Origin of the sequence: Actinoplanes sp. NPDC020271 (genome assembly GCF_044388125.1) — a bacterium.
GTDB lineage: Bacteria > Actinomycetota > Actinomycetes > Mycobacteriales > Micromonosporaceae > Actinoplanes.
Map to the genome: position 1 here is coordinate 79,509 of NZ_JBIRWQ010000028.1, position 24,645 is coordinate 104,153.

Consider the following 24,645-nt stretch of genomic DNA (forward strand, 5'->3'; position numbering starts at 1 on the left):
GATCAGGCCGGCTGAGAGCCGAAGAGTTCCGCGGACCGGGTGGCGAGCATGGTGTCGCCGGTGACCTTGAGACGGCCGGTCATGAATGCGCGCATCGCGTCCTGCTCGCCCTGCGCGACGCCGATCCACGTCGCGGTGTCAGTGGTGAAGGTGGTGTCGGGGCTGTCCACGCCGCCCGGGATCAGCCGGCCTTCACCGTCGGTGATCTCGAACGCCCACACGCCCGGATCGGCGTCGGTGATGTGCCACTGAATGGTCTTGGTCATCCCGGCCGCGGCGGTGCGGTTGTAACGCGCCGGCAGAGCCTCGAAGAACTCGTTGACGTCCATCGGAGACGCCCCTTCTGCTGACGGGCCGGGACGCCAGGTGCCGCAAGGCCGGCCCCACCTTCCACGGCCACCGCAGGAAGTTGCCACCGATGCATCGGGGCGTTATCCCCTACCCGGCCCCTACCGGAGCCGGACAGTACCTACACGCAAGCGGAGCGGGCCCCGACGACTGCGACGCGGCGCAGCGCCAGCGGATCCGCACGATCTACTGCCGGATAGAAGTTCGTCGTTCGTTAACCGGGTTATTCATCGACGGGGGCCACAGTAGGAATCCGTGGCTGACGACCGGGCGGCCGGTTTCTCGCTCGGTATGCGCCAGCGGCTCGGGCTGGCCGCGGCGTTGCTGGTCCGCCGCGACTGCTGATTCTGGACGAGCCGTCGAACGGCCTGGACCCGTCCGGCCAGCGACATGTCCATCGGGTCCTGACCGACCTGGCCGCGGGCGGCGCGAGCGTGGTCCTGTCCAGTCATCGGATGGACGACGTGGAGTCGCTCTGCGACGAGGTGACCATCCTCAACGTGGGACGAGTCGCCTTCTCCGGCCCGCTGAGCAAACTCGCCGATGAGGGTCGTGAGCTGGATTACCGTATCGTCACCCCCGACCGTGGCCGGTGAGGGCGACCGGCTGTTCGTCACGCCGGGCGAGTTCCGGATCACCACCGTGGAACAGGCCGGCCCGACCGTGTTCACGGTCCTGCGCCGCACGCCCCCGGAGTGAGCCGGCCCGGGTCGCGCACTTCGCGAACGGTTGCACCGCCTACGGCGCCAGGATCCGGGGCGGTCACCATTCACCGGGGGTGACACCGGGTTCGTCACGGGCGGGGCCGGAGCGGTCGGCTCGCCGGCCGGCCGGACCGCCCGGCTCCTCGGCGCCGTGGACGCGGAGATCACCGGTCGGAGCGGGCTGCGTGATCAACTGGCGTCGATGATCGAGGAGCCGTAAACGTATTTGCGGCCGCCGATAGGGTCGATCCGTGACCAAGGCACTGTCGGTGTTGCTGTTCATCCCGTTTCTGGTCCTGACGGTGCTGGCGTTCGCCGCGGTCATCCGGCGCCTGCTCGGGGTCCGCGTCGGCCCCGCCCGCACGCTGCTCGCCGCGCTGCTCGCGACCGTCGTCACCGCACCGGTCCTGGCCCTGCTGGCTCCGCCGGACCCGGACCAGGTCACCGCCGGCGAGGGCACGCTGCTGGTCCTCGCCGCGGCCAGCATCTCCGCGCTGATCGCGATGGTCTTCGTGGTCGTCCTGGAGGTGCTGCTGCCGGCCGGGACCCTGCCGGGGCCGGTGGAGACCTGGCGGAACACGCGGCGGCGGATCGACCGGGCCCGGCGGTACTCGACGATCGTGCGGATCGCCCTGCGCCACGGGCTCGGCCGGTTCCTGCGCGGTCAGGGGCAGGGTCCGGAGTCGGCGGCGGCCCGGCGACGGCTGGCCCGGTCCCTGCGCGACGCCCTCGACGAGGGCGGCGTCACGTTCGTCAAGGTCGGTCAGCTGCTGTCGACCCGCCGTGACCTGCTGCCGCCCGAGTTCGTCGAGGAGCTGACCGCCCTGCAGGACCGGGCCGCGCCGGTGCCGTGGTCCGCGATCACGCTCGACACGTCGGCGTTCGCCGAGGTCGACCCGGAACCCCTCGCCGCCGCGTCGGTGGCGCAGGTGCACGCCGCCCGCCTGGCCGACGGCACGCCCGTGGTGGTCAAGGTGCGCCGGCCCGGGATCGCCACGATCGTCGAGCGTGACCTGGACATCCTGCTGCGGCTGGCCGGCGTCCTGGAGGCGCGCACCCCGTGGGGCCGCTCGCTGGGGGTGCGCCGGCTCGCGCTCGGGTTCGCCGACGCGCTGCGCGAGGAGCTCGACTTCACGGTGGAGCGCGACAACCTGCAGACGATGGCGGCCGCCCTGGCGAGCTCGCCGCGGCGCGGGGTCGAGGTGCCCGAGGTGTTCGCCGAGCTCAGCTCCGACCGGGTGCTGGTGATGCGCCGGCTGCCGGGCACCCCGCTCGGCGCGGCCGCACCGGTGCTGGACCGGCTCGACGACGAGCGGCGGCAGGAGATCGCCGCCGGGCTGCTCGACAGCCTGCTCGACCAGGTCCTGGTGCACGGCGTCTTCCACGCCGACCTGCACCCGGGGAATCTCCTGGTCGCGCCGGACGGGCAGCTCGGCATGCTCGACCTGGGCTCGGTCGGCCGCCTCGACGCGGTGACCCGCTCGGCGGTCGGGCGACTGCTGGCCGCGGTCGGCCAGGGTGACGCGGTCGGCGCCACCGACGCGCTGCTCGACCTCGCCGACCACGGTGGTGAGGTCGACGAGCGGGACCTGCAGCGGGCGCTCGGCATGCTGCTGGTCCGCTACGCCGCTCCGGGCAGCAGCGCCGGGGTGGCCGCCGTCTCGGCGCTGTTGCGGACCGTCACGGCGTACGGGCTGGGGATTCCCGCCCCGGTCGCCGCGGTCTTCCGGGCCTTCGCCACCCTGGAGGGCACGCTCGGTCTGCTGCGCCCCGGGTTCGACCTGCTCGCCGCCGCCCGGGACTCCGGCCGCCGGCGGATCACCGAGACGTTCGCGCCGCGTGTTCTCGAGGAGGAGCTGCTCGCGCTGCTGCCGCTGATGCGCGGCCTTCCCCGCCGGCTGGACCGGATCGGCGACGCGGCCGAGAACGGGCGACTGCGCCTCAACGTCCGCCTGTTCTCCGACGACCAGGACCGCCGCCTGGTCACCGGGCTGATCCATCAGGCGCTGCTCACGGTCATCGGCGCGGCCGCCGGGGTGATGGCGGCCATGCTGCTGGGCAGCGGCGACGGCCCGCGGGTGACGGCGACCATCGGCCTGTTCCCGATCCTCGGTTACGGCTTGCTGATCATCTCGATCGTCCTGATCCTGCGGGTGCTGGTCATCATCCTGCGCCGTGACTAGCCCGCAGGTGCACCGACGCCCAGGTGCGGAACGGCCGCCAGACCTCGGCGAGCGTCTCCCGGTCCGCATCCGCGCCGTAACGTTCGGTGATCACCTGATCCAGGCGGCCCTCGTGCCGCGGGAAGCCGTCGGGGTGGTTGGCGCCGCGCAGCACCACCAGCTCGGCCGCGAAGGGCCCCAGGCCCTTCACCTGCCGGACCCGGTCGACGGCGCTCTCCGCAGTCAGTCCGCGCAGGTCATGGCCATCGAGCACGCCCTCCAGCGCGGCGTCGGCGACCGCGTGCAGATACTCCGTCTTGCGACCCGGCAGGTCCAGCTCCAGGGTGCGCAGCCGGGCCGGGGCGGGGAACGCGCCGCCGTCGCCGTGACGCTCGGTGATCCTCGTGCGGAGCGCGGCGGCCAGCGGGATGCGCAGCCGCTGCGACAACACACACCAGGCCGCCGCCTCGTACGGCGAATGGAAGCCGCACGGCCGCAGGCCGGGCAGCTCTCGCTGGACCGCGCCGATCACCGGATCCCGCTCGCCGACGCCCGGCCAGCCGGTCGCGTCGACGTCCAGCGACAGGAACCGCGCGACCTGCGCGGACGCCACCTCCAGGTCCCCGTCGCCGGACACGGTGATCCGTGCGACCGCCCCGTCCTGCTCGACGGCCGCGCTCACCGCCGACCAGTCCGCCTCGGACCGGAAGACCGTCCGCAGCACCGGGTCACCGGCGCGGGCGCGCAGGGCCGCCGGGGTGAACCCCTCCCAGAACGCCCGGCTGGTCGCCAGCGACCACGGCCCGAGAACATCCCGCGTCACCGTGTGTGTTCGCGCGCCGCTCTCCGGCCCGGCATGATCCGCGGCGGTGCCGACGGTGGAGCTGAAGGTCTCGTTCATGGGAACGATGCTAGAGAGACCCCCTGACAAAAGTTCGTCAGCGGAAGTCGTCCGCGTGGTCGGTGGCCCACTCGGCGAACGTGCGCGCCGGCCGCCCCAGCACGTCGGCGACGACCGTGGACGTCTCCACCGGCTTGCCGTCCGAGGCCGCCCAGGTGCGCAGGGTCGCGGCGACCACCGCCTCCGGCATCGACCGGGACATCTGCGCCCGGGCCGCCTCCTCGGTCACCTCCTCCACCGCGATCGGCCGCCCCGTCGCCGCGGCGATCGCACCGACCTGATCACGCAGGGTGAGCGACTCCGGGCCGTACACCGTATAGGCCTTTGCGGAATGGTCGCCGGTGGTGAGGGCGGCGACGGCGAGCGCGGCCAAGTCGGCCTCGTGCACAGGTGCGGAATGCGCCGACGGAAACGCGAGCCGCACGGTGCTCTCCCGCCGGACGGATCGGGACCACAGGCCGATCGTGTTGGTGGCGAACATGCCGCTCCGGAGGAAGGTCCACTCCATTCCGGACGATTCCAGGGCCTCCTCGACCACGCGGTGGCGACGGCTGATCGGGGTGTCTCTCGCGCCCGGACGGACCACCGACGCCGAGGAGAGCAGAACGACACGGCGCACCCCGGCAGCCCGGGCCGCGGTCACGAATCCGTCGATCCCGGCCGGGACGGCGTACAGGAAAACGCCGTTGATCCCGGTCAATGCCGGGACGAGCGTGTCCGGCCTCTCCAGATCCGCGGTGACGGCCTCGAAATCGGGGCTCTCGCGGCGCGTCGCCGCCCGGACCTGTTCCCCCGCCGCGAGCAGTCCGCCGAGCACCTGACGTCCCACCCTGCCTCTGGCCCCGAACACGACAATCGTCATGCGGCGATTCTCATAGTTCAACCGAGGATGAGGTCAAGGCTTCTGGGTACGCCGGGGGACATGATGGCGAAGCGGTGGGCAGCCGGGGTTCTGGCGGTAGCGGTGGGTGTGCGGCTGGCGCGGTCCCGGCGGCGGCGCTCGCTGCATCCAGCCGGTCGATCCCTGCGTGGTGAGCTGCAGATCTGGGGATGTGTCGAGCCGACCGGCTCGGCATTGCTGGATCAGCCGGGCCGCTACGACGTCACGGTGCGTATGTCCAAGGGCTGGGGCACGCGGGGCGCGCGGGCCGACGTGCGCGGCGTCGCGATCCGCGTCGAGGGCACCGATCTGCTGCTCTCCACGGTCGGGCCGGGCCGCTGGGGCCGGCGGCTGCCGATGCCGCGCCGCACTTTCGACGCCCGTTACGGATCGATCGCCGCCTATCGCACTGGTTCCGGCGGAAAGCTCTACTTGGCCGCCGGCCCGGATCCGGTGGGCCGGCCGCTGGGCCGGTCACTCGATGCGGTGGGCGAGGCCGCCACCCTTCTGCTGTACGCGATCAGGGGCGTCGCGGTGCAGCCGTTCGGCCGGGTGACGCTCGGTGAGACGCTGCCCTCGCCCGTCGACGCGGCACTCGCGTTCGACCCGATCCGGAACGCGAGCCGGGACCTGCATCCGACCGGCCTGCTGCACGGCGTCCGCGGGGTCGCCTACCGCGCAAGTCAGCGCTGGCGCGGTGTCGTTCAGTGAGTCGACCGCCTGGGTGAATTCCCTGGTGGCGGCGGCGCCACCCAGATCATGGGCGCTGATGCCGGCGCCGGTCGCCGACTCGGCGGAGCATTCGACGCTCCGCGCCGTCGCCGTGCCGACGTCGGGGGTGCGGAGGCCGGTCACACCACCCATGATCACCTGCCGCGTTAGATTGTTCCCGGCACAAACAGTTGAAGGAGCAAGCATGTCGAATCCGGTCCTGCAGGTCATCACCGCCAGCACGCGCGACGGTCGCAAGGGCGACGCGGTCGCCCGGTGGATGCGGCAGGTCGCCGAGGCGCACGGCGGTTTCGACGTCGAGCTGGTCGACCTGGCCGAGGTCGGGCTGCCCCTGCTGGACGAGCCGAACCACCCGCGGCTGGGTCAGTACAAGCACCAGCACACGCGGGACTGGAGTGCGATCGTGCAGCGCGCCGACGCGTACGTGTTCGTGACCCCGGAGTACAACCACTCGTTCCCGGCGTCGCTGAAGAACGCGCTCGACCACCTCTTCGTGGAGTGGAAAAACAAGCCGGCCGGGCTGGTCTCCTACGGCGGGGTGTCGGCCGGGCTGCGGGCCGCGACCGCGCTCAAGCCGGTGCTGTCCTCGCTGAAGATCGTGCCGGTGCTCGAGGCGGTGTCGGTGCCGATGTTCGCCCAGTTCCTGACCGAGGACGGCGAGTTCGTCCCGTCGGCGCAGGTCGAGGCGTCGGCGAAGACCATGCTGGACGAGCTGCTGAAGCTGGCCGGCGCGCTGCGGACCCTGCGGGCCGAGTAAGCCGCGACCGCACGCGAAGCCGACCGCGCAAACGCAAACCGGTGCGCGTTCGCCGGGATCCGGCCCGTTGGCGGCCGGCTCCCGGCGGCGGCACCTCGGTCACGGCGGAAAGCTCCACCAGCCGCCGCCGAAAGCCCACTACGGCCAGGGGTCAGGCGAAGACCTCCTCCAGGAACGCGACCAGGTCCCGCCAGCTGCGCCTGTCCGCGACCGGGTGATAGGCCGGCGTGCCCGGCAGACTGAACGCGTGATCCGCACCGGAGTAGACGGTCACCTGCCAGTCCAGATCCGCCCGGGTCCGCAGCTCGTCCTGGAACGCGACGATCGCGGAGTCCGGCACCACGTCGTCGGCACCCCCGGTGAGCACCAGCAACGCCCCGCTGATGGCCCCGACCTCGGCCGGCTCGTGTGCGATCAGGCGCCCGTGCAACGACACCACGCCGCGCAGCGCCGCACCGTCGCGCGAGAACTCGAGCGCCGCCGAGCCGCCGAAGCAGTAGCCGATCACCACGATCCGCTCCAGGTCGACCGCCGGGTCCTCGGCGACCAGGTCGTAGGCGGCCCGCACCCGGGCCCGCATCAGCGGCAGATCCCCGTAGTACTTCCCCGCCTCGGCGGCACAGTCGTCGGCGGACTCGAAGCGCCGGCCGGTGCCGTAGATGTCGGCGGCGAACGCGTAGTAGCCGAGCCGGGCCAGCATCTGCGCCCGCGCCTTCGGGTATTCCCGCAGGCCGGTCCAGTCGTGCACGACGATCACGGCCGGTTTGCGCTCGGTGATCGCCGCGTCGTGGGCCGCGTAGCCCTCCAGGGGCTGCCCGTCGTGCTCGTAGGCGACCGTCACGGTCTCGATCCGCGTGCCCGCCCCGGCCGGCACGGTGTCGACGAGTTCCTGGTGCAGTGGGGACAGCTCAGTCATGCGGCACACGCTACTGTCGCGGTTCCGCCCATCAGACCCGGGAGTCGCAATCCAGTACGGCCCGCCCGGAACCCGTACGAGGGGGGAGTAAAAGGGCGACCCGACACTGCGATAGCGTCGAGGGACGCGATGATGATCAGCGGTAGACTGACGCTCATCGATCAGATGGGGGTTGTTCGTGCCGGACCGGACACGAGTGGGGCTGCGCACCGTTCCGTTGCGTGAGCCGGCGTTCCGCACGTTCCTGGCCGGACACTTCGTCTCCCTCCTCGGTGACCAGCTCTATTTCGTGGCCCTGCCGTGGACGGCGCTGCGGCTGGGCGCCTCCCCCGGCGCGGTCGGCGCGCTGCTGGCGGCGGCGGCCGTGCCCCGCGCGGTGCTGATGCTCGGCGGCGGGGTGCTCGCCGATCGTTTCGGCGGCCGGCGCGTGATGCTCGGCAGCGACGTGCTGCGGGCGGTCGTGATGGCCGTTGCCGCGGTGACGGCGTTCTCCGGGGTGCTCGGCCTGCCGGGCCTGTTCGTGCTCGTGATCGTCTTCGGTGCCGTGGAGGCGGTGTTCCAGCCGGCGCTGACGACCATGCTGCCGCACCTGCTCCCGCCGGAGTCGCTACCGGCCGGCAACGGGTTGCGCACCCTGGCGCTGCGGTTCGCGCAGTTCGCCGGGCCGCCGCTCAGCGGGACCCTGATCGGCTTCGGGGTCGGCTGGGTGTTCGCCGCCAACGCGGTGACGTTCCTGGTCTCGGTGCTGGCCCTGCGCGTGGTGCCGGTCGCGCCGCCGGCCCCCGGCAAGGAGCGCCCACGGTTCACCGAGCAGCTCACCGCCGGCCTGCGCTATGCGCGCGGCAACCGTACGCTCGCTCGTCTTCTTCTCTTCGCGATCCTGGTGAACCTCGGGTCCGGCGGGCCGATCAATGTCGGTCTGCCGCTGCTGGCGCATGCCGAGGGCTGGGGTGTCGCCGGCCTGGCGCTGATGATGGCGGCCCTCGGCGCCGGGGCCACCGTGGGGGCGGCGCTGCTCGGGTTCGGGTTGCTGCCGGGTGCGGGCACCGGCGTCCTGATGATCGCCATGTCCACCGGGCAGGCCCTGCTCAGCGTGGTCGTCGGCCTGTCCCTGCCGCTGCCGGTGGTGGTGGCCGACCTGGCCGGGCTGGGTTTCTTCCTCACCGTGGCCGGCAGTTCGGCGATGAGCCTCGTCCAGGCGAACACCGACAAGCCGATGCTGGGCCGGGTGGGCAGCCTGATGTCGTTCGCCATCGTCGGGCTCATGCCGGTGACCTACGCGGTGTGCGGCTGGGCCGCGGGCTGGAGCGGGGTGCGCGCGGTGCTGCTGGCCGGTGGTGTGCTGCAGGTCGTCACCGTGGTCTGGGCGATGTTCTCGGCGCCGCTGCGACGGGCCTCGGTGACCGGTGACCGCATCCCGGAGGCAGACGCGGACCGCTGATCGCTCGCAGCCGACCGAAGCCGGTCACGGTGGACGGGCCGGGTCCGGCGCCAGCTCGCGCAGAGATGGCTCCCGGGGGGTAACCGAGCGCCGCCGCGACCGCCGTCACCGTGCCGCGCCGCCGCAGCTCGACCAGCGACCGCAGCTGCACGCTCGGCCAGTCCACACCCACCCCCGACCATGTAAAAAGATCAAACATTTCCCCGTACGAATGGCGAATGGACCTGCACGAGAAACGCACCCCATGATGGGCGTATGACCGTTCCCAGCACGGCGGAAGTGGTCGTCATCGGCGGCGGCGCGATCGGCGTCAGTATCGCGTTCCACCTGGCGGAGGCCGGTGTCCGGGACGTCGTGCTCGTGGAGCGCGACGGGCTCGGCGGCGGCTCCACCTGCCGGGCGGCCGGCGGCGTACGGGCCCAGTTCTCCGACCGGATCAACATCGAGCTCGGTGCGCGCAGCCTGCGGGCGTTCGCCGGCTTCGGACAGCGCCCCGGGCAGGAGATCGACCTGCACCGGGTCGGGTACCTGTTCCTTCTCTCCACCCCTGGCGACGTGGCCGCGTTCGAACGCGACGTGGCGCTGCAGAACGAGCTCGGCGTCACCAGCAGGATGATCGACGTGGCCGAGGCGAAACGGCTCTCGCCGCTGATCGCGACCGACGGCCTGCTCGCCGCGGCCTGGTCCCCCGACGACGGGCACTGCACGCCGGAGTCGGTGGTGCTCGGCTACGCCCGCGGCGCGCGCGGCCACGGCGCCACCGTGCTCACCGGCATCGCCGTGACCGGCCTCGACCTGGCCGCGGGGACGGTGCGGACCAGCCGTGGCGACATCACCGCGGGCGCGGTCGTCTGCGCCGCCGGGGCCTGGTCCGCCGCGATCGGGAAGATGGCCGGAGTGCCGTTGCCGGTCACGCCGCTGCGACGGCAGATAATTTTCACCGAGCCGCTCCCGGCCCTGACCGGAGTGGTGCCGTTCACCATCGACTTCACCAGCACCTTCTACTTCCACCGCGAAGGCCCCGGGCTGCTGATGGGAATGTCCGACCCGGAGCAGGAACCCGGCTTCCACCTGGACTACTCGGACGACTGGCTGCCCCGGTTCGCCGCCGCCGTCGGTGTCCGCGCGCCGCAACTGGCCGAGGTCGGCCTGCGCAACGGGTGGGCCGGACTCTACGAGGTGACCCCGGACCACAACGCGCTGATCGGGCGCCAGGACAACTTCCTGTACGCGACCGGCTTCTCCGGCCACGGCTTCCTGCAGGCCCCGGCGGTCGGCGAGGTCATCCGCGACCTCTACCTGGACCGCGCCCCGGTCGTCGACGTGGGCCCGCTGACCGCCGCCCGCTTCCTGACCGACGCGACGGGCCGCCCGGAGTCCCACATCGTCTGACCACCGCACCGTTCGTCTGAACGCTTCGTCCGAGCAGGAGGCGTCGGCATGATCCCGCAATGGCGCCGGCGGGCCCGGTTCGCGCAGGAACTTTCCACCATGTACGAGCGTGAGGTGCCCGCACCCACCACGCTCGCGCCTACATGCGGCGAGCCACCGACACCGTCAACTACCCCAGCACGTTGTCCCTGGCCCAGAACATCAGTCTCCTCTGACCGGCTCGCGGCGCGCCGGCTTCGGCGCCGACGGCGTGAAGCTCGGCGACGACGGCGGCGGGCTCACGCCGTACTGCGGGAAGCGGGCAGCCCGGCCCGGAGCGGCCTGGGCTTTCCCGCGTGAGGGACCACCGTCCGGCCTGGTGGTCTGTGATTGACTAGCGGGCATGACCGCCGAGCCGAGCCCGGCGACCCGGCCCCGCAACCGCAAGCAACTCATCGTCGAGGCGGCCGGCCAGGTCTTCAGTGAGCGCGGCTACCACGCGGCGTCGATGGAGGAGATCGCCGCCGGTGTCGGCATCAGTGCCGCGGCTCTGTACCGGCACTTCCCCAGCAAGTACGCGCTGTTCGCCGAGTGCGCCGACGTCATCGCCGACCGGCTGGTGGCGGCGCTCGACGAGCCCCCGGCCGACGCCCGGCTGGAGGACGTGCTCGCGGCAATCATCCGGGTGACCGTGGCGCACCGCTCGTCGGGGGGCCTGTACCGATGGGAGGCGCGTTACCTGGAGTGCGACGACAGGCGGGCGTTGCGGGCGAAATTCGGGCAGGTCGCCGCGCGGATGACCGATCTCGTTCAGCGCGAGCATCCCCGGCCCGACGGGAATCTGCGGGCGATGGCGGCGCTCGGCGCGATCGGCTCAGTGACGATGCACCACACGTCGATCGCGCAGCGCCGGCTCGAGGAGCTGGCGCTGGCGTCGGCAATGGGTGTGGTCACCGCGGATCCGGAGGCGGCCGCGGGCAGTTCCGGTGCGGTGGAGCTGCCGGCGCAGCCGGTGCCGCGCACGCGGCGGGCGGAGATTCTTGCCGCGGCGATTCCGCTGTTCGCGCGGGACGGTTTCGCGAACGTCACCAACGTGCAGATCGCGCAGGCGGTGGGACTCGCGCCGTCGGCGATCTACCGGCACTATCCCGGGAAGGTGGACATCCTGGCGGCGGCATGCCTGCAGGCAGCCGGGCTGCTGGCCCAGGCGGTGGAAAGCAGTCTGCACCGGGCGGCCGATCCGCGCGAGGCCGTGCTCGCGCCGGCCGCGGCCTATGTGGCCTACAGCTTCGAGCACAACGCGCTGACCAGCGTGGCGGAAGCCGAGATCCGGGCGCTGCCGGCCGAGTTGCAGCGACCGTTGATCGTGGCGCAGCGCGACCACCTCGCGGTGTGGGAGCAGCAGTTGCGGACCGTGCGGCCGGGTCTCGACCCGCGGCAGACCCGGGTACTGGTGCACGCCGGGTTCGGGGTGGTGGTGGCGGCCGGGCGCGCCCTCGCCTGGGCGGACACACCCGGCCACCGTGATGCCGTGACGGCGCTGATGATCGGTGCTCTGACAGGGTGACCGGCGGACGGTCAGGGACGGTTGCCGGTCGGGATGGTGATCGGGGTAAGGCTTCGACTGCCCGGCTCAGCGGGAGTTGAGGCGGGCGGCCTGGCGGGTCAGATGGTCACGTTCGGGCACGGTCGTGGCCTTGCGCGCGGCCTCCGCGTAGAGCCGGGCGGCCGTGTCCAGGTCACCGGCCCGCTCGTGCAGGTAGGCCGCGACCGCCGTGTGCCGCGGCAGCGACTCGTCGAGCGCGGCCAGCGCCGCCAGACCCGCCCGGGGCCCGTCGGCCTCACCGAGCGCGACGGCACGGTTGAGCCGGACCACCGGGCTGCCGGTCAGGCGCACGAGTTCGTCGTACCACTCGAGGATCTGAACCCAATCGGTCTCGGCGGCGGTCTGCGCGTCGGCGTGCAGGGCGGCGATCGCGGCCTGCGCCTGGAACTCGCCCAGCCGGTCACGGGCCAGCGCCGCCTGCAGAACGGTAACGCCCTCGGCGATCAACGACGTGTCCCATCTTCGGCGATCCTGCTCGGCAAGCGGGATCAGGCGGCCGTCCGGCCCGGTCCGCGAAACCCGGCGGGCGTGGTGCAGCAGCATCAGGGCGAGCAACCCGGCCACCTCCGGGTGATCGATCACGGTCACCAGTTGCCGGGTGAGCCGGATCGCCTCGGCGGCCAGGTCGACGTCCCCGGAGTAGCCCTCGTTGAAGACCAGGTAGAGCGTGCGCAGCACCGTCGCGACGTCACCGGGCTGGTCGAACCGCACGCCGGAGACGGTCCGCTTGGCCCGGCTGATGCGCTGCGCCATGGTCGCCTCCGGCACCAGGTACGCGTCGGCGATCTGCCGCGTGGTCAGCCCGCCGACGGCCCGCAGCGTGAGCGCCACCGCCGACGACGGCGTCAGCGACGGGTGCGCGCAGAGGAAGTAGAGCCGCAACGTGTCGTCGGACGCGGCGGCCGGTCCCGGTGGCGGTTCCTGATCGGCGAGGTCCTCGCGGCGGCGGCGCGCGGTGTCGGCCCGCGCCGCGTCGAGGAACTTGCGCCAGGCCACCGTGACCAGCCACCCCTTCGGGTCGCGCGGCTCGGCGGCATCGGACCGGACCGCCTCGACCAGCGCGTCCTGGACGGCGTCCTCGGCCGCCGCGAAGTCGGCTCCGCGGCGGACGAGGACCCCGATCACGCTGGGCGTGAGACTCCGGAGGAGCTCCGCGTTCATTCCGTGATCGTCGGCGCCGCGTGCAGGAACGGGCGCAGCTCCAGCCACTCGTGGATCGGCCGGCCACCGGCGCCGGGCGCCGCGGAGAGCTCGCCGGCCAGCTCGACCGCGCGCTCGTAGCTGTCCACGTCGATGATCATCCAGCCGGCGATCAGATCCTTCGTCTCCGCGAACGGCCCGTCGGTGGCCGGCGGGCGACCCGGACCGTCGTAGGAGACCCAGGTGCCCTCCGGAGCGAGGGCCTGACCGTCGACGAACTCGCCGGTCTGCTCCAGCTTCGCGGCAAAATCGTTCATGTACTTGATGTGAGCGGAGACCTCCTCCGGCGTCCATTTGTCCATCGGCACGTCGTTGACCGGTGCCGGAGCGCCGCGGTAATGCTTGAGCAGCAGGTACTTCGCCATGATGGGCTCCATTCTCGTCGTCCTTCGCCCCGGGGACGGAGCGGGCGGGCGTTTCTCGACATCCGTCCACGGAATTCTTTCTTGACCCACCCCCGGGAGTACGGGTCTAGCGTCGCCCCATGATCCGTGAGTACCTCCGCGCGCTGCCCGTCTTCGCCGGTGACCTGCCCGCCTTCGACCCGGCGTCCGCTCCGGACCGCCCCGACGAACTGTTCGTGGCGTGGCTCGTCACCGCGGTCGAGGCGGGAGTCAGGGAACCGCATGCGACCACGCTGTCGACGATCGGTCCGGACGGCGTACCCGCGGCAAGGGTGTTGATCGTGAAGAACGTGGATGAGCGAGGGTGGCAGTTCGCGGTGCACGCGACCAGCCCGAAAGGCCGTGACCTGGCCCGGCATCCGGCGGCGGCACTGACCTTCTACTGGGCGGCGCAGGCGCGGCAGATCCGTCTCCGCGGTCCGGTCCGGCGCGCGTCGGCGAAGGACAGTGCCGCCGACTTCCTGGCGCGGTCCGCCACCGCGCGGGCCGAGGCGGCGCTGGGGCGGCAGAGCCGGCCGCTCACCGACCAGCCCGTGCCGCAGGTCGATCCGGAGATCGTCATTCCCGAATGGACCCTGTACACCCTGGAGCCGACCGAGGTCGAATTCTGGCAGGGCGACGAGGGGCGCCACCACACCCGCCTGCGCTACATCCGCGCCGGCGGTGGTTGGGGCCGCGAGCTTCTCCGGCCCTGATCGAGGTAACACTCGCCGATGTGCCGGACAGGAATCGGGCGTGAGGACCTTGAAGCCGGATCGGGAGCAGCGCTTCCGGGCACTTTTCGCCGACACGTACGCGGAGGTGCTGCGGTTCGCGCAACGCCGCGTGCACCCCAGCCACGCCGAGGACGTGGTGGCCGACGCGTTCCTGGTGGCGTGGCGCCGCCTGGAGGAGGCGCCGGGCCGGGCCGGCGACCTGCGCGCCTGGCTGTTCGGGATCGCCCGGACCCTCGTTCGAGAAGAGGAACGGCCAGCCGATGGATTTCCTCACCTACGACCTGACCCTGCGTGACGGAACGATCCGTCACGATGTCAAGCCGAACCACTAGCGGCCGTCACGGGTGGTGCGGATCCTGCCGGGGAAGCCACGCGTCCGGGTCGTCGAGGCAGTGCCGGTGCACCGGCCGGGTCAGGGCCTCGACGACCGCCCGCACCACCGGGCGCCGCTCGTCAGCGCGACCGTGCGACCGTGCGGCGGTCGCGGTCGTCGGGATGATCGCGGTGGAGGGACGCCGACGGCCGCGGTGCGACGCCGGGCAAGACGATCACCGGGCCGGTACGACGGATGGCCGGGTGCCCGGGTCGAGGATTGCGGCGGGTCCCGCCGGACCGGTCAGGACGCGCGCTCGGCCGGCCTCAGGTGGCGTGGCCGTCGACCGGATCCTCGCCGGCGTGGCCGTCGACCGGATCCTCGCCGGCGTGGCCGTCGACCGGGCTGAACGCCACCAGCAGCTCGAACGTCGGCATGCCGGGCGCGGCCATGGCGTCGAACTCGGCCACCACGCCGAGAAGCGCGTCACGGAATCGGCCGGCCTGCGCCGGGGACATCCGGGCCGTGCTGTAGCTGACCACGACCCGCCGATCGTCGGGGGCCGCACGGTCCATCACCACCCGGCCGGCGCGCAGCCCGTCCATGATGGTGCCTTCCACCTGGTCGAACAGGGTGGTGACGAGCCGGCCGACCTCCTCGGCACCGGCCGCCGGCACCCCCGGGGAGCCGTTGCCGCGCTGGAAGGTGATGCTTTTCTGGCTGGCACCGTAGTGTTTCTCGATGATCCCGTTCACCACCTGGGTGGCCCGGACCTCGAGCAGGCCACGCTGCTCGAGCAGAGCCAGGTGGTAATAGATCTTCTTGACCGGCATGCCGATCGCGGTCGCCAGTTCCTTGGCGGTCCAGGAGCGGGCATGCCCGGTCATCATCAGCTCGAGCATCGACAGGCGCGCGGGATCGGCCAGAGCCTTCAGCGTCTCAACATCCTCGACAATCCGCGCGGCCATCCCTGAGCCCTTCTCGTCCGTTTTGCTACCTAGTCACACCATACTTCGATGTTCACGCCCGGCGCGATGCCAAGATGATACTCAATGCTTGACGAGCCTTGGACGTCTGAGGAAATCTGGACGTCCAGTGTGGAACCCCGGAGGGAAGCAATCATGCCCATCGAACCCTGGCTCGTCGTGCACGGGGCTCAGCTCGCTGATCAGGCGTTGACTCACCTGACGGCCGCCGCGACCGCCGCCCAGCACGAGATGCACATGCTCCTCGAGGAGATCACCGACCAGACGACGAACCTCATGCACGGCTGCAGCGTCAACGGCGCCTGCCACGAGGACCTGCTCTGACCAGTGACACGCCCCTGCGACCCAGTCGCTGGACGATGGTCGGCCGGACGACGTTCCGGCATCCGTCGGGGCGTCTTGTCCGGCCGGTCCTGCACACCGGTTCCGCCCGTGTCTTCCTGGCCGACCTGGCCACCGCCGCCCGCCTCGACCAGCCGTCCGCCGCCTCCCCACCACCGCCACCCGACGACGTGCGCGACGCCCGCCTTGCCGACGCCGGCCTGCTGGTCGAGGTGGATCGCGACGAAGCCGCCGAAATCCTCGATCAAGGCCGGGCCGCTGCCCGTGACCTGCGGACCCGAAGTTTCGTCGTGATGCCGAGCGCGTACTGCAACATGGGCTGCGGCTATTGCGGCCAGCGGCACACCCGCGGCCGGGTGTCCGGCCGGCACCGGGACGCCCTCGTCGAGCGGATCGACCGGATCTCCCGGTCCGGGCGCTACGACACGATCAATGTCCGCTGGTTCGGCGCTGAGCCGCTGATGGGCTTCGCCGTTCTGCGCGATCTCGCCACCCGGTTCACCGCCAGCACCGACGCGGCCGGCATCGGCTACACCTCGAAGATCGTCACCAACGGTGTGCTGCTGGACGCGCGCAAGCTGCGCGTGCTGCACCGGCAGTGCCGGATCCGGCAGGTCGAGGTCACGCTGGACGGCACGGCCGAGGTCCACGACGCGAGCCGCCCGGTGAAACGCGGGGGCGGATCCTTCCGGCACATCCTCACCACCATCGCGAGCGCACTCACCGATCCCGAGCTGACCGGTCTGTACTTCGTGGTCAGAACGAACGTCGGAACGCACAACGCCGCCCTCGCCGACCGTTTCGCCGCCGAGTTGGCCGAGGCCGGGCTGGCCCACGACCGGGTCACTTGTTACCCGGCGCCGATCCACTCGTGGGGCAACGACGTGACCGCGCTGACCGTCTCGCCCCGGGAGATGGCCGAGGCCGAGTTGTCCTGGTTCGCCGCGTACCAGCGGCACGGCCTGCGCTTCGGCCTGCTGCCGACCGCGGTGACCCGTGTCGTGTGCACCGCCACCAGCCGTCACAGCGAGGTGATCGACGCCGGCGGTCGCGTCTTCAGCTGCACCGAACAGCCACTGGTCGCCGCCGAGGAAGGCACCGCTCTGGGCGAGGTGACCACCCTGGACCCGGTCGGCCCGCGCCCGGCCGGCGCGTTCGACGACTGGTACGAGGCTGTGGCGGCCGGCGAGACCCCGTGCCGCACCTGCGCGATCCTGCCCCTCTGCGGCGGCGCATGTCCCAAACTGTGGCGCGACGGTCTCGCGCCGTGTCCCCCGCTGCGCGACAACGTCCGTGACCGTCTCGACCTCTACGCCATCGGATCCGGCTGCCGCCCGGGCTGACCGGCGAGCCGCTGCGACGGGCCGGCGCCACCCCGGGCCGGGCCGTGGCGCTCGACCGTGCGCCAGGCGCGGCGAGACCGGGTCACGCCTGCCGCGCCGCCGGACGACGGACCGCGGCGGCCACGGCCGGGCGGCCCGCACCGCGTTCACCCGGCCAGAGCGGGCCGGGCGGTTCGCCGCAGCAGCGCTCTGATCAGGTTGGGGACGTGCAGGGCGGTGACCGCGGACCCGTGGGAAGCTTGCACCAGGCCGCGACCGATCAGGGTGTCCAACCCGTCGATGGTGCAGTCCAGGGGACGGGCCAGCATGGTCGCGGCTTCGGCGACGCTCCAGGTCCGCTGCGGGCGGGCCAGGTCCGACAACAGCGTACGGTGACCGGGTGCCAAGTCGTCGAGGGCCTGCGCCAGAGTGTCCCCGAGGGTGATCGTCCGGCCGGGAACGGTGAGGGCGAGCAGATCGCCGGTGGGCAGGTCGGCGAGCTGGCGCGGGCTCAGCACCCTCCCCCGGCTGGCGGCGACCTCGATCGCCAGGGGCAGCCCGTCGACCCGGCGGCACAGCCGGACCGCCGCCTCACGGTCCCCCGCGTCGAGCACCAGCCCGGGCCGCACCTGGGCCAGCCGGTCGAGAAGCAGCCGCACCGCCGGATACGCCATGGCCTCGGCAGCGCCCGCCGGACCGGCCGTGCCCGGCGCGGCCGGGTCGGCGGGCATCTCGGCCGGGACCGCGAGCGGCCCGACCACCGCGACCGGGACACCGGCCAACGACCAGGGATCGCGCGAGGTGACCAGGACGTGCAGGCCGGGCCGGCGGGCCAGCAGATCCTCGACCAGGTCCGCGGTGGGGTGCTCCGGCACCCCGTCGAGGACGAGAAGCACATCACCGCGTCCCGGACCACGCCGCGGATCGATGGCTGTCACGTCCCCCGGGTCCGGCGTGAGGCCGGAGCCGGCCATCGCCTCCGTGGCGCCGGCCCAGCGGACCGGCCACCCGTTGGCGGCGGCGAGGCTCTCGGCGATGCCGGCGGCCAGGCAGGTCTTGCCCACGCCGGGCAGACCGGAGAGCACGACCGCTCGCCGCCGCCCGGCGGTGAGCGCCTGGGACAGCGCACGGACCTCGACGTCACGTCCGAGCATCGGGTGCAGCCGCGCCCCGGGCCATCCGCCACCGGGCGCCCGCACGGCCGGGGTGACCGCGGACGGCGGGGTGCCACGTCCGCTGAGACTGGACCGGACGAACAGCTCACGCATCGGCCCCTGCAGGCGCAAACCGTCGGCGAGCAGGTAGATGGTCTGCGTGCGGGCGTTGGCGCGACCCGACTCCAGATCGCGGATGGTGCGCGGGCTGACCGTCGACAGGTCCGCCAGCGCCCGCTGGGTCAGGCCGGCCCGGAGCCGGTGATACCGCAGCAACTCCGGAAAGGTGGGTTCGCCGGGCTCGGAGCCGGCGGTCCCGGGCCGCCCCACGGTCCCGGAGGACATCGGGGCACCGGGTGCCCCGGCGGGCCCGGCAAGGCCGGAGGGCTCGCGGAAGCCCGCGACGCCGGGGTGGTCGGCCGGCCCGGCCGGCGCGGACGAGTGCGACAGGCTGGCGGAGGCCGCCGGAGCGGTCAGACGGGAAGGCCCTGCGAATCCGGGGGACGCGGCACGGTGGACGGCGAGGCTGCTCGACGACGGGACACCGGCGGGCCGATTCATCCATGCCTCCTGGGACATCCAATCAGGACGGGACATCCAAATTTTCTAGGACGTTAGTCATCGCTGTCAATCGTCCGCGGAATCCGGCAAACCGGAAAAGTGCTCAGTCATTCTCCGGAACCCTGCGCTCCAGCAGATCCAGCGAGACCCCGAGAAGGGCCACCGCCAGCGGATCCGGGCGATTCACCGCCGAGAGCTCGGAGATCCGGGCGAGCAGGTTTCCCATCCGCGGCGCCGGGCGGACCCGCTCACGCCGCCGCAACAGGTCCAGGCTCAGCGCCGCCTGGGCCGCCAACAGACCCAGCAGCTCCAGATCGTCCAGCTCCCGGCGGGGGTCGTCGAGCGTGTGGCGGTCCAGCACCTCCAGCACACCTATGCACTCACCGGCCGCGATCAGTGGCGCGGCCATGATGCTGCTGGGCAGGTATCCGGTCGAGCTGGCAGCGTCGCGGGCGAACCGGTTGACGTCGCTCACGTCGTCGGCGATCAGCGTCTGGCAGCTCGACGCCACCCATCCGGCGATGCCCGTTCCGGCCGGGAACCGTTTACCGACCAGGTCGCTCTTGCCGGCCCCGGAGACCGCCGCGAACATCAGCTCGCCGGTGTCCGGATTGACCATGAAGACCGACGACGCCGCCGCGCGGTACACGTGCCGGGCCACCGCCACCACCGACTGCAACAGCTGGCGTTCGGTCAGGTCGTTACGGATGTCAGTCGTCACGGTCGCCACCTCCTTCCTCTTCGGATGCCGAGACGTTCGCGGCACAGTGATAAAGCACCGTTTTGAGCTGGAACGGGGTGAGCCACGGATGCTTGCCGAGGATCCGCGCGGCGATGCCGGCGATGTGCGGGGCGGCGAAGCTGTTCCCGGTGTTGCGGCTGGTCCCGCCTCCGGGGCTGGCGACCGTCACGCGGACACCGCGGGCGCAGAACTCCACCGGCGGCGAAGCATTGTAGAAGTAACGCATCGGGTCCGGATCGGCGTGGCTGGCGACCGACACCACCGAGGCGAAATTCCAGGGGAAACTCTCGATGGGCAGGTTGTGCGCCGCGACCACCAGAAGACATCTCCGGAAGTACGCCCGGTCGCAGAGCTCGGCGAGCCGGCCGCGAAACTCCTGACGGGTCGTCGACAGGCTCATGTTGACCACGTCGAAGCCCTCCTCGATGGCGAAGTTCAGGCCGCTCAGCAACGCCGCGACGTTGCCCGACGGACCGTCGCCGAGCACCTTGACCGAACTGAGCCGGACCCCGGGCGCCACCGAGCGGATGATGCCGGCGCAGGCCGTGCCGTGCCCGGCGGTGTCGGCCGGCGCACACTCGCGGATCCGCGGCGCCCGGCCCTCCTCGCTCACCACCTCCCAGGCCCGCTCGACCGGCCCGACCAGCGGATGGGTGCCGTCCACACCGCTGTCCAGCACACACACCCGGACACCGCCACCGTCGCCCCCGTGCCATGCCCACTCGGGGTCGACGCCGCCGAACAGGCTGGCCGGCACCGGTTCCCCACTGTCGGCGGGCAGCCCCCACGCCGGGAGCCCCGGCAGATGCGGCGGTCGCTCACGCCGCCACGGCGGTACGGTCAGCGCCATCGCCGTACCGCCTCGGCCGGGCAGGTCGCCCCGATGGTCTCGAAGCAGGCGATGGCCGCGTCGGCGTGGGCCAGCGCCTCCGGCTCCCGGCCCAGGACCCGCGCCGCGTACGCCAGGTCCACGTGCACCTCGCCCCGCAGGCACGGGTCGTCGGTGCGGGCCAGCAGCTCAGTCAGCGCAGCGGCCGGCCCCGGACGGCCGCGGGCGGCGCCGGACCGCACCGCGGTCGCCAGGCTCACCAGCCGTCCGCGGACATCCATCTCCTCGATCCGGGAGAGCAGCTCTGCCAGTTCCGCCGGGGCGTCCGCAGGTCGGAGCCGGGCGCGTTCGCGCACCGCCGAGGCCCGCAGCGCCAGCGCGATCGAACGGTGCCCGGCCTGCTCGACCACTGCGGCCGCCCGCCGGTACCGTTGCTCGGCCGCGCCGTGATCACCCGCGAGCGCGCACACCAGGCCGGCCGCCTGGTCCACGAGCACCGACCCCATCGTCAGCCGCAGATCCCGCGCCGCCGCGCCGGCCTCGCCGAGCGCCGCCCGGGCGCCACCCTCGTCCCCGGTCAGCGCAAGCGCCCGGGCCCGCGCCACGAGGACCGGGATCAGCAGGAACCGGTCGGCCGCGAACCGATCGGCGAGCTCGGCGCACCCCGCGAGCTGCTCGGCGATCGGGGTCGGCGCCCACTGGCGTACCTCGCAGAGTGCGGCCAGCAGCCTGTCCTCCTCATAGGCGTCGCCCAGCGCCCGGGCGTGCCGCAACGCCGACCGGGCGGCCCGCTCGGCCGCCCCGAACCGTCCCCGGCTCAGATGCCGCAGCAGGCGTACCTGGTCGGCCCGGCACCTGGCCAGCCGGTCGTCGCCGCCGGCCACCAGCTCCCGGCCGCTCATCAGGGCGCCCAGTTCCGGCGGCGCGGCGCCGTCGCCCAGCCGCGCGCCGACGAGCAGTCGCTGGATCAGGCAACGCCTGCGCTCGCACGCGTCGGTGGTCTGCGACGCCAGTTCGGCCACCACCCGCACCGCGCGGTGGGTGTCCCCGGCCAGCAGCAGAGCGTCGCTGAGCCGGATCGCCGCGACCGACCGAGGCGGCCCCACCGCGAGCCGGACGGCCCGTTCGAGCAGACCGATCGCCACCGGGATGTCCCGCCGGCGCAACTGCGCGGTGCCCTCCTCCAGCAGGGCCCGCGCGCCGGCGGCGGCCAGCACGTCGCGCTGCGGGTCGCCCGGGCGCAGATCGCCGAGCAGCCGCACGGCCGCTTCCAGGTGGAAGCCGGGGCTCACCCCGGCCTCGGCCAGCCGGTGGTGCCACGCCAGCCGCTGTTCCTTCTCCAGGCGCCCGTAAACCACCTCGTGCACCGGCTGCTGGACGAACAGGAACTCCTCCCCGGTCTCGCCCGCCCTGATCAGGTGCCGGGCCACCAGGGTCTCCAGCGCGCCCGGTTCGGGATCGCCGAGCAGCGCGAGGTGCCGGCCGGTGAAGGTCGAGCCGAGCACCGCGGCCCGTCCCAGCGTCTCCCGCGCCGCGTCCGGCAACTGGTCGACAACCGCGCCGACCAGCGCCGTGACGGTCGGCGGCACCTCGTCGCCGGTGCCGGCCGCCTCCACCATCAGCCGGATGAACAGCGGGTTGCCGGCGCTGTGCCGGGTGACCCGCTCCACCAGGTCCATCGTGTGCGCCACGACCTCGGCGCCGAGCAGGGCGGCCAGCCGGGCGCTGTCGGCGGGTCCGAGACCGGTCACCGCGATCACCTCGTCCGCGGCGGGCCCGGCGTACTCCGCGTCGGCCGACGACGGCCGGCCGGCCAGCACGGTCAGCACCGGCAGGTCGGCGAGCTCGACGGTGAGCCGCCCGATCAGCCGCCGCAGCGACGGCCCGGCCCACTCGAATCCGTCCCAGACCACCACGAGCGGGCGAGCGGCCGCGGCGGCGGCCAGCACGGTCCGCGCCGCCCAGGCCACCTCCTCGACCGGTGGCCGGGCCGCCCGCCCGTCGGCCAGCCCGGCCAGCACGGTGGCCAGCCGCGGGGTGGCCGCGACGAGTTCCCGCGCCGGACCACCCGGCCCGGTCAGCGCGGCCAGCACCTCACCCAGGGCCACGGCGTTCGCCTCCGGCCCGTACGACGGGCAGGTGCCCACCGCGGCCGCCGGCGCATCCCCCCACTCGGTCAGCGCATGCCGGACCAGTCTGGTCTTACCGGCGCCGGGCGGCCCGAGCACCGCGATCACCCGCCCCCGGCCGGTGCCGGCCACCGTCTCGTACGCCGCCCGCAGACGGGCCCGCTCGTCCTCCCGGTCCACCAGCGGCGGCGTGTCGTCCGCGCGGGTGGCCAGGGCCGCGCCGACCCGCCACGCCGGCACCGGCTCGGCCTTGCCCTTGAGCGCGAGCGGCGCCAGCCGGTGCAGCTCGTAGTGCGACCGGGACAGCCGGGCCACCACCTCGTTGACGATGATCTCGTCGGCGGTGGCGACCGACTGCAGGCGGGCAGCCAGGTTCACCACGTCCCCGACCACCCGCAGACCGGCCCGGGACGACCAGGTGACCAGCGCCTCGCCGGCTGCCACCCCGCAGTGCACCCGCGGCGCCGGGCCGCCCGGCGCGGCCAGGCGGCTGGTCTCGGCCCGGATCCGCTCGGCGGCCCGCAGCGCCCGCAGCGCGTCGTCCTCACGGGACCGCGACGCACCGAAGGCGGCCATGATGGCGTCGCCGATGAACTTCTCCACGGTCCCGCCGCATTCCTCGACCGCGGTCGAGCAGATCTCGTAGTACTGCTCGAGCATCCGCTGCAACGGCTCCGGATCGACCCGTTCGGCGAGCCGGGTCCAGCCGACGAGGTCCAGGAAGAGGACGACCACCAGCCGCCGGCTCACCGTCGTGCCGTCCTCACAGCATCTTGAGATCGTGCGCCACGACCTCACCCTCGGCGTCGGCAAGCCGGCGGTAGACCGAGACCAGGACGGCCGCCTCCGCTTCGGAGAGTCCGGCCAGCACCGCGCGCTGCGCCGAGCTGAGCTGGTCGATCGGGCAGCCGGCGTCACGCAGCTGAGCCAGGGGGTCGTTCATGACAGTCACCTTTCTGGAAGGACGGCGGCCAGATCCCGATCGGGAGCAGCCGGTGGGCGTAGCAATAGGCGACCAGCTCGGCCCGGTTGCGGCAGTTGAAGCGGTCGAGCAGCGAGCTGATCTCCTCTCCGACGGTGTGCCGGCTCAGGCACAGCTCACGGGCCGCCCGATCGGTGGTGTGCCCCCGGGCGAGCAGGACCATCAGCCGCAGGTCCCGCGGAGAGATCCGGTCAGTCATCGTCCCGAGCTCCTTTCCAGGCCGTACGGGCGAACAACGCCCGCACCATCACGGCGGCCATGAACGAGACGCGTCCGGGCGTGCCGGCGCGACGCTCGTACCAGAGCCAGTCGCCGTCCGGATTGGCCTCCAGGAACACGACTTCACCGTCCGGCCGTACGAGCAGGTCGAAAGCGCCGTAGCGCAGCCCCCACCGGGCGCACAGCCGGCGCACGGCGTCGGCGGCCGGCGCCGGGCACCGCACCGCCGTCACCGAGACCGTGTCCGGGGCCGTCCACGGCGCGGCGATCCCGGGCTTTCGCACCCGAAACGTGCAGAGCCCGCCGTCGAGGTGGAAGACCCGCAGCTCCTGAACGTGGCCGACGTACTCCTGCACGACCACCACATGCGCGGGCGCGTCCCCGGCGGACGGACCGGCCGCGTCGACGACCACCGGCACGTACCGCCCCCAGTTGTCCCGGTCGGCGTCGGCCAGCCGGAAGTCCGGGGTCTTCACGACGGTCCGGGCCGCGCGCAACCGCTCGACCGCGGCCGAAGCGTCCGTGGCGAGCACGGTGCGCGGGACCGGCACCCCGATCCGTCGCGCGTCGAGCAGCTGGGCGGTCCCGCGCGGCGCCGGCCCGGGCAGCGCGACCGGGGCGGCCGCGGCCAGCTGCGTGGCCAGCGAGGACCAGGCGGCCGCGGCGACCGGGGCGAGCGAGGTGTGCACGGCCAGGGTCAGCGCGCCGGTGTGCCGGGTCCACACCACCGCCGGCCGGACGAGGCGCCCGCCCGCGTCGAGCAGCCCGCTGTCCATGTCGTACGACACGGGCGCCTTTTCCAGAAGAACCACCGGGGTTTCCAGGGAATCGCGCAGGATGTCGCGAACAGCCGCGAATTCACCGCTGCCGGTCCCATTGACGAGGACCACAGCGAATTCGCCGGGCTTCGATTCCTCCATGGCCGGAA

The 24,645-nt window shown here is 72.7% G+C and carries 25 protein-coding genes; 11 read left to right on the forward strand and 14 right to left on the reverse strand.

The features are described from left to right. Positions 1 to 2: 2 nt before the first annotated feature. Positions 3 to 329, reverse strand: coding sequence for an SCP2 sterol-binding domain-containing protein (locus ACH442_RS39300; protein WP_396343208.1), 327 nt, complete (start codon positions 327 to 329; stop codon positions 3 to 5). Positions 330 to 803: 474 nt separating this feature from the next. Here ACH442_RS39300 and ACH442_RS39305 point away from each other — a divergent pair, with 474 nt between their 5' ends. Together ACH442_RS39305 and ACH442_RS39310 are read left to right on the forward strand one after the other, a co-directional pair. Next, positions 804 to 944, forward strand: coding sequence for a hypothetical protein (locus tag ACH442_RS39305; protein WP_396343209.1), 141 nt, complete (start codon positions 804 to 806; stop codon positions 942 to 944). Positions 945 to 1,303: 359 nt separating this feature from the next. Next, positions 1,304 to 3,235 carry an ABC1 kinase family protein gene (locus ACH442_RS39310; RefSeq protein WP_396343210.1) on the forward strand — a complete coding sequence of 644 codons (1,932 nt, stop codon included), beginning with the start codon at positions 1,304 to 1,306 and terminating at the stop codon, positions 3,233 to 3,235. Here ACH442_RS39310 and ACH442_RS39315 read toward each other — a convergent pair. Both ACH442_RS39315 and ACH442_RS39320 read right to left on the reverse strand, forming a co-directional pair. Then, on the reverse strand, positions 3,216 to 4,115 hold the full coding sequence (locus ACH442_RS39315) for a DNA-3-methyladenine glycosylase family protein (RefSeq protein WP_396343211.1): 900 nt from the start codon (positions 4,113 to 4,115) through the stop codon (positions 3,216 to 3,218). The two genes, ACH442_RS39310 and ACH442_RS39315, sit on opposite strands and share 20 nt — an antisense overlap. 37 nt (positions 4,116 to 4,152) lie before the next feature. Then, on the reverse strand, positions 4,153 to 4,977 hold the full coding sequence (locus tag ACH442_RS39320) for an NAD(P)H-binding protein (protein WP_396343212.1): 825 nt from the start codon (positions 4,975 to 4,977) through the stop codon (positions 4,153 to 4,155). Positions 4,978 to 5,037: 60 nt separating this feature from the next. Between ACH442_RS39320 and ACH442_RS39325 the strand changes: the two genes are divergently transcribed. Both ACH442_RS39325 and ACH442_RS39330 read left to right on the forward strand, forming a co-directional pair. Next, on the forward strand, positions 5,038 to 5,706 hold the full coding sequence (locus tag ACH442_RS39325; protein ID WP_396343213.1) for a hypothetical protein: 669 nt from the start codon (positions 5,038 to 5,040) through the stop codon (positions 5,704 to 5,706). 205 nt (positions 5,707 to 5,911) lie between these two features. After that, the gene (locus tag ACH442_RS39330; protein ID WP_396343214.1) at positions 5,912 to 6,484 is read left to right on the forward strand and encodes an NADPH-dependent FMN reductase; all 573 of its coding nucleotides are present in this window, start codon (positions 5,912 to 5,914) and stop codon (positions 6,482 to 6,484) included. Between the two features lie 151 nt (positions 6,485 to 6,635). On the opposite strand, the gene ACH442_RS39335 is transcribed toward ACH442_RS39330, so the two are convergent. Next, positions 6,636 to 7,400 carry a dienelactone hydrolase family protein gene (locus tag ACH442_RS39335; protein WP_396343215.1) on the reverse strand — a complete coding sequence of 255 codons (765 nt, stop codon included), beginning with the start codon at positions 7,398 to 7,400 and terminating at the stop codon, positions 6,636 to 6,638. Between the two features lie 178 nt (positions 7,401 to 7,578). On the opposite strand from ACH442_RS39335, the gene ACH442_RS39340 reads away from it, so the two are divergent. The 3 genes from ACH442_RS39340 to ACH442_RS39350 all read left to right on the forward strand — a co-directional run bounded on the left by ACH442_RS39340 (position 7,579) and on the right by ACH442_RS39350 (position 11,779). Beyond that, complete coding sequence (locus ACH442_RS39340; RefSeq protein WP_396343216.1) at positions 7,579 to 8,841, forward strand: MFS transporter; 1,263 nt, start codon at positions 7,579 to 7,581, stop codon at positions 8,839 to 8,841. 255 nt (positions 8,842 to 9,096) lie between these two features. Next, positions 9,097 to 10,233, forward strand: a complete 1,137-nt coding sequence (locus ACH442_RS39345) for an NAD(P)/FAD-dependent oxidoreductase (RefSeq protein ID WP_396343217.1) — start codon at positions 9,097 to 9,099, stop codon at positions 10,231 to 10,233. Positions 10,234 to 10,615: 382 nt separating this feature from the next. Beyond that, on the forward strand, positions 10,616 to 11,779 hold the full coding sequence (locus ACH442_RS39350) for a TetR/AcrR family transcriptional regulator (protein WP_396343218.1): 1,164 nt from the start codon (positions 10,616 to 10,618) through the stop codon (positions 11,777 to 11,779). A 66-nt stretch (positions 11,780 to 11,845) separates the two neighbouring features. Here ACH442_RS39350 and ACH442_RS39355 read toward each other — a convergent pair whose 3' ends face one another. Both ACH442_RS39355 and ACH442_RS39360 read right to left on the reverse strand, forming a co-directional pair. Further along, complete coding sequence (locus ACH442_RS39355) at positions 11,846 to 12,979, reverse strand: RNA polymerase sigma factor (protein ID WP_396343219.1); 1,134 nt, start codon at positions 12,977 to 12,979, stop codon at positions 11,846 to 11,848. After that, positions 12,976 to 13,383, reverse strand: a complete 408-nt coding sequence (locus tag ACH442_RS39360; protein ID WP_396343220.1) for a YciI family protein — start codon at positions 13,381 to 13,383, stop codon at positions 12,976 to 12,978. The genes ACH442_RS39355 and ACH442_RS39360 overlap by 4 nt, the downstream gene beginning before the upstream one ends. A 119-nt stretch (positions 13,384 to 13,502) precedes the next feature. On the opposite strand from ACH442_RS39360, the gene ACH442_RS39365 reads away from it, so the two are divergent. Both ACH442_RS39365 and ACH442_RS39370 read left to right on the forward strand, forming a co-directional pair. Further along, entirely contained in the window at positions 13,503 to 14,117 is a 615-nt protein-coding gene (locus ACH442_RS39365) for a pyridoxal 5'-phosphate synthase (RefSeq protein WP_396343221.1), read from the forward strand. Between the two features lie 40 nt (positions 14,118 to 14,157). After that, entirely contained in the window at positions 14,158 to 14,433 is a 276-nt protein-coding gene (locus ACH442_RS39370) for an RNA polymerase sigma factor (protein WP_396343222.1), read from the forward strand. 344 nt (positions 14,434 to 14,777) lie between these two features. Here the strand turns inward: ACH442_RS39370 and ACH442_RS39375 are convergent, their stop codons facing one another. Next, positions 14,778 to 15,419, reverse strand: coding sequence for an ArsR/SmtB family transcription factor (locus ACH442_RS39375; protein WP_396343223.1), 642 nt, complete (start codon positions 15,417 to 15,419; stop codon positions 14,778 to 14,780). Between the two features lie 153 nt (positions 15,420 to 15,572). On the opposite strand from ACH442_RS39375, the gene ACH442_RS39380 reads away from it, so the two are divergent. Both ACH442_RS39380 and ACH442_RS39385 read left to right on the forward strand, forming a co-directional pair. After that, complete coding sequence (locus tag ACH442_RS39380; protein WP_396343224.1) at positions 15,573 to 15,761, forward strand: hypothetical protein; 189 nt, start codon at positions 15,573 to 15,575, stop codon at positions 15,759 to 15,761. Between the two features lie 35 nt (positions 15,762 to 15,796). Next, on the forward strand, positions 15,797 to 17,122 hold the full coding sequence (locus tag ACH442_RS39385) for a radical SAM protein (protein WP_396343225.1): 1,326 nt from the start codon (positions 15,797 to 15,799) through the stop codon (positions 17,120 to 17,122). Positions 17,123 to 17,268: 146 nt separating this feature from the next. Here ACH442_RS39385 and ACH442_RS39390 read toward each other — a convergent pair whose 3' ends face one another. From ACH442_RS39390 to ACH442_RS39420, 7 genes are all read right to left on the reverse strand, one after another. Further along, on the reverse strand, positions 17,269 to 18,816 hold the full coding sequence (locus tag ACH442_RS39390; RefSeq protein WP_396343226.1) for a helix-turn-helix domain-containing protein: 1,548 nt from the start codon (positions 18,814 to 18,816) through the stop codon (positions 17,269 to 17,271). Between the two features lie 103 nt (positions 18,817 to 18,919). Beyond that, a complete protein-coding gene (locus ACH442_RS39395) occupies positions 18,920 to 19,537 on the reverse strand; it encodes a GAF domain-containing protein (protein WP_396343227.1) in 618 nt (205 codons plus the stop codon). Further along, positions 19,527 to 20,408: a S8 family serine peptidase gene (locus ACH442_RS39400; RefSeq protein WP_396343228.1), complete on the reverse strand. Its 882-nt coding sequence runs from the start codon at positions 20,406 to 20,408 to the stop codon at positions 19,527 to 19,529. The genes ACH442_RS39395 and ACH442_RS39400 overlap by 11 nt, the downstream gene beginning before the upstream one ends. Then, entirely contained in the window at positions 20,399 to 23,266 is a 2,868-nt protein-coding gene (locus ACH442_RS39405) for an AAA family ATPase (protein ID WP_396343229.1), read from the reverse strand. The genes ACH442_RS39400 and ACH442_RS39405 overlap by 10 nt, the downstream gene beginning before the upstream one ends. A 13-nt stretch (positions 23,267 to 23,279) precedes the next feature. Beyond that, the gene (locus ACH442_RS39410; RefSeq protein ID WP_396343230.1) at positions 23,280 to 23,459 is read right to left on the reverse strand and encodes an aroma-sacti cluster domain-containing protein; all 180 of its coding nucleotides are present in this window, start codon (positions 23,457 to 23,459) and stop codon (positions 23,280 to 23,282) included. Then, entirely contained in the window at positions 23,431 to 23,697 is a 267-nt protein-coding gene (locus ACH442_RS39415) for a response regulator transcription factor (RefSeq protein ID WP_396343231.1), read from the reverse strand. Before ACH442_RS39415 ends, ACH442_RS39410 begins: the two co-directional genes overlap by 29 nt. Next, positions 23,690 to 24,637 carry a hypothetical protein gene (locus ACH442_RS39420; protein WP_396343232.1) on the reverse strand — a complete coding sequence of 316 codons (948 nt, stop codon included), beginning with the start codon at positions 24,635 to 24,637 and terminating at the stop codon, positions 23,690 to 23,692. The genes ACH442_RS39415 and ACH442_RS39420 overlap by 8 nt, the downstream gene beginning before the upstream one ends. Between the last annotated feature and the right edge of the window lie 8 nt (positions 24,638 to 24,645).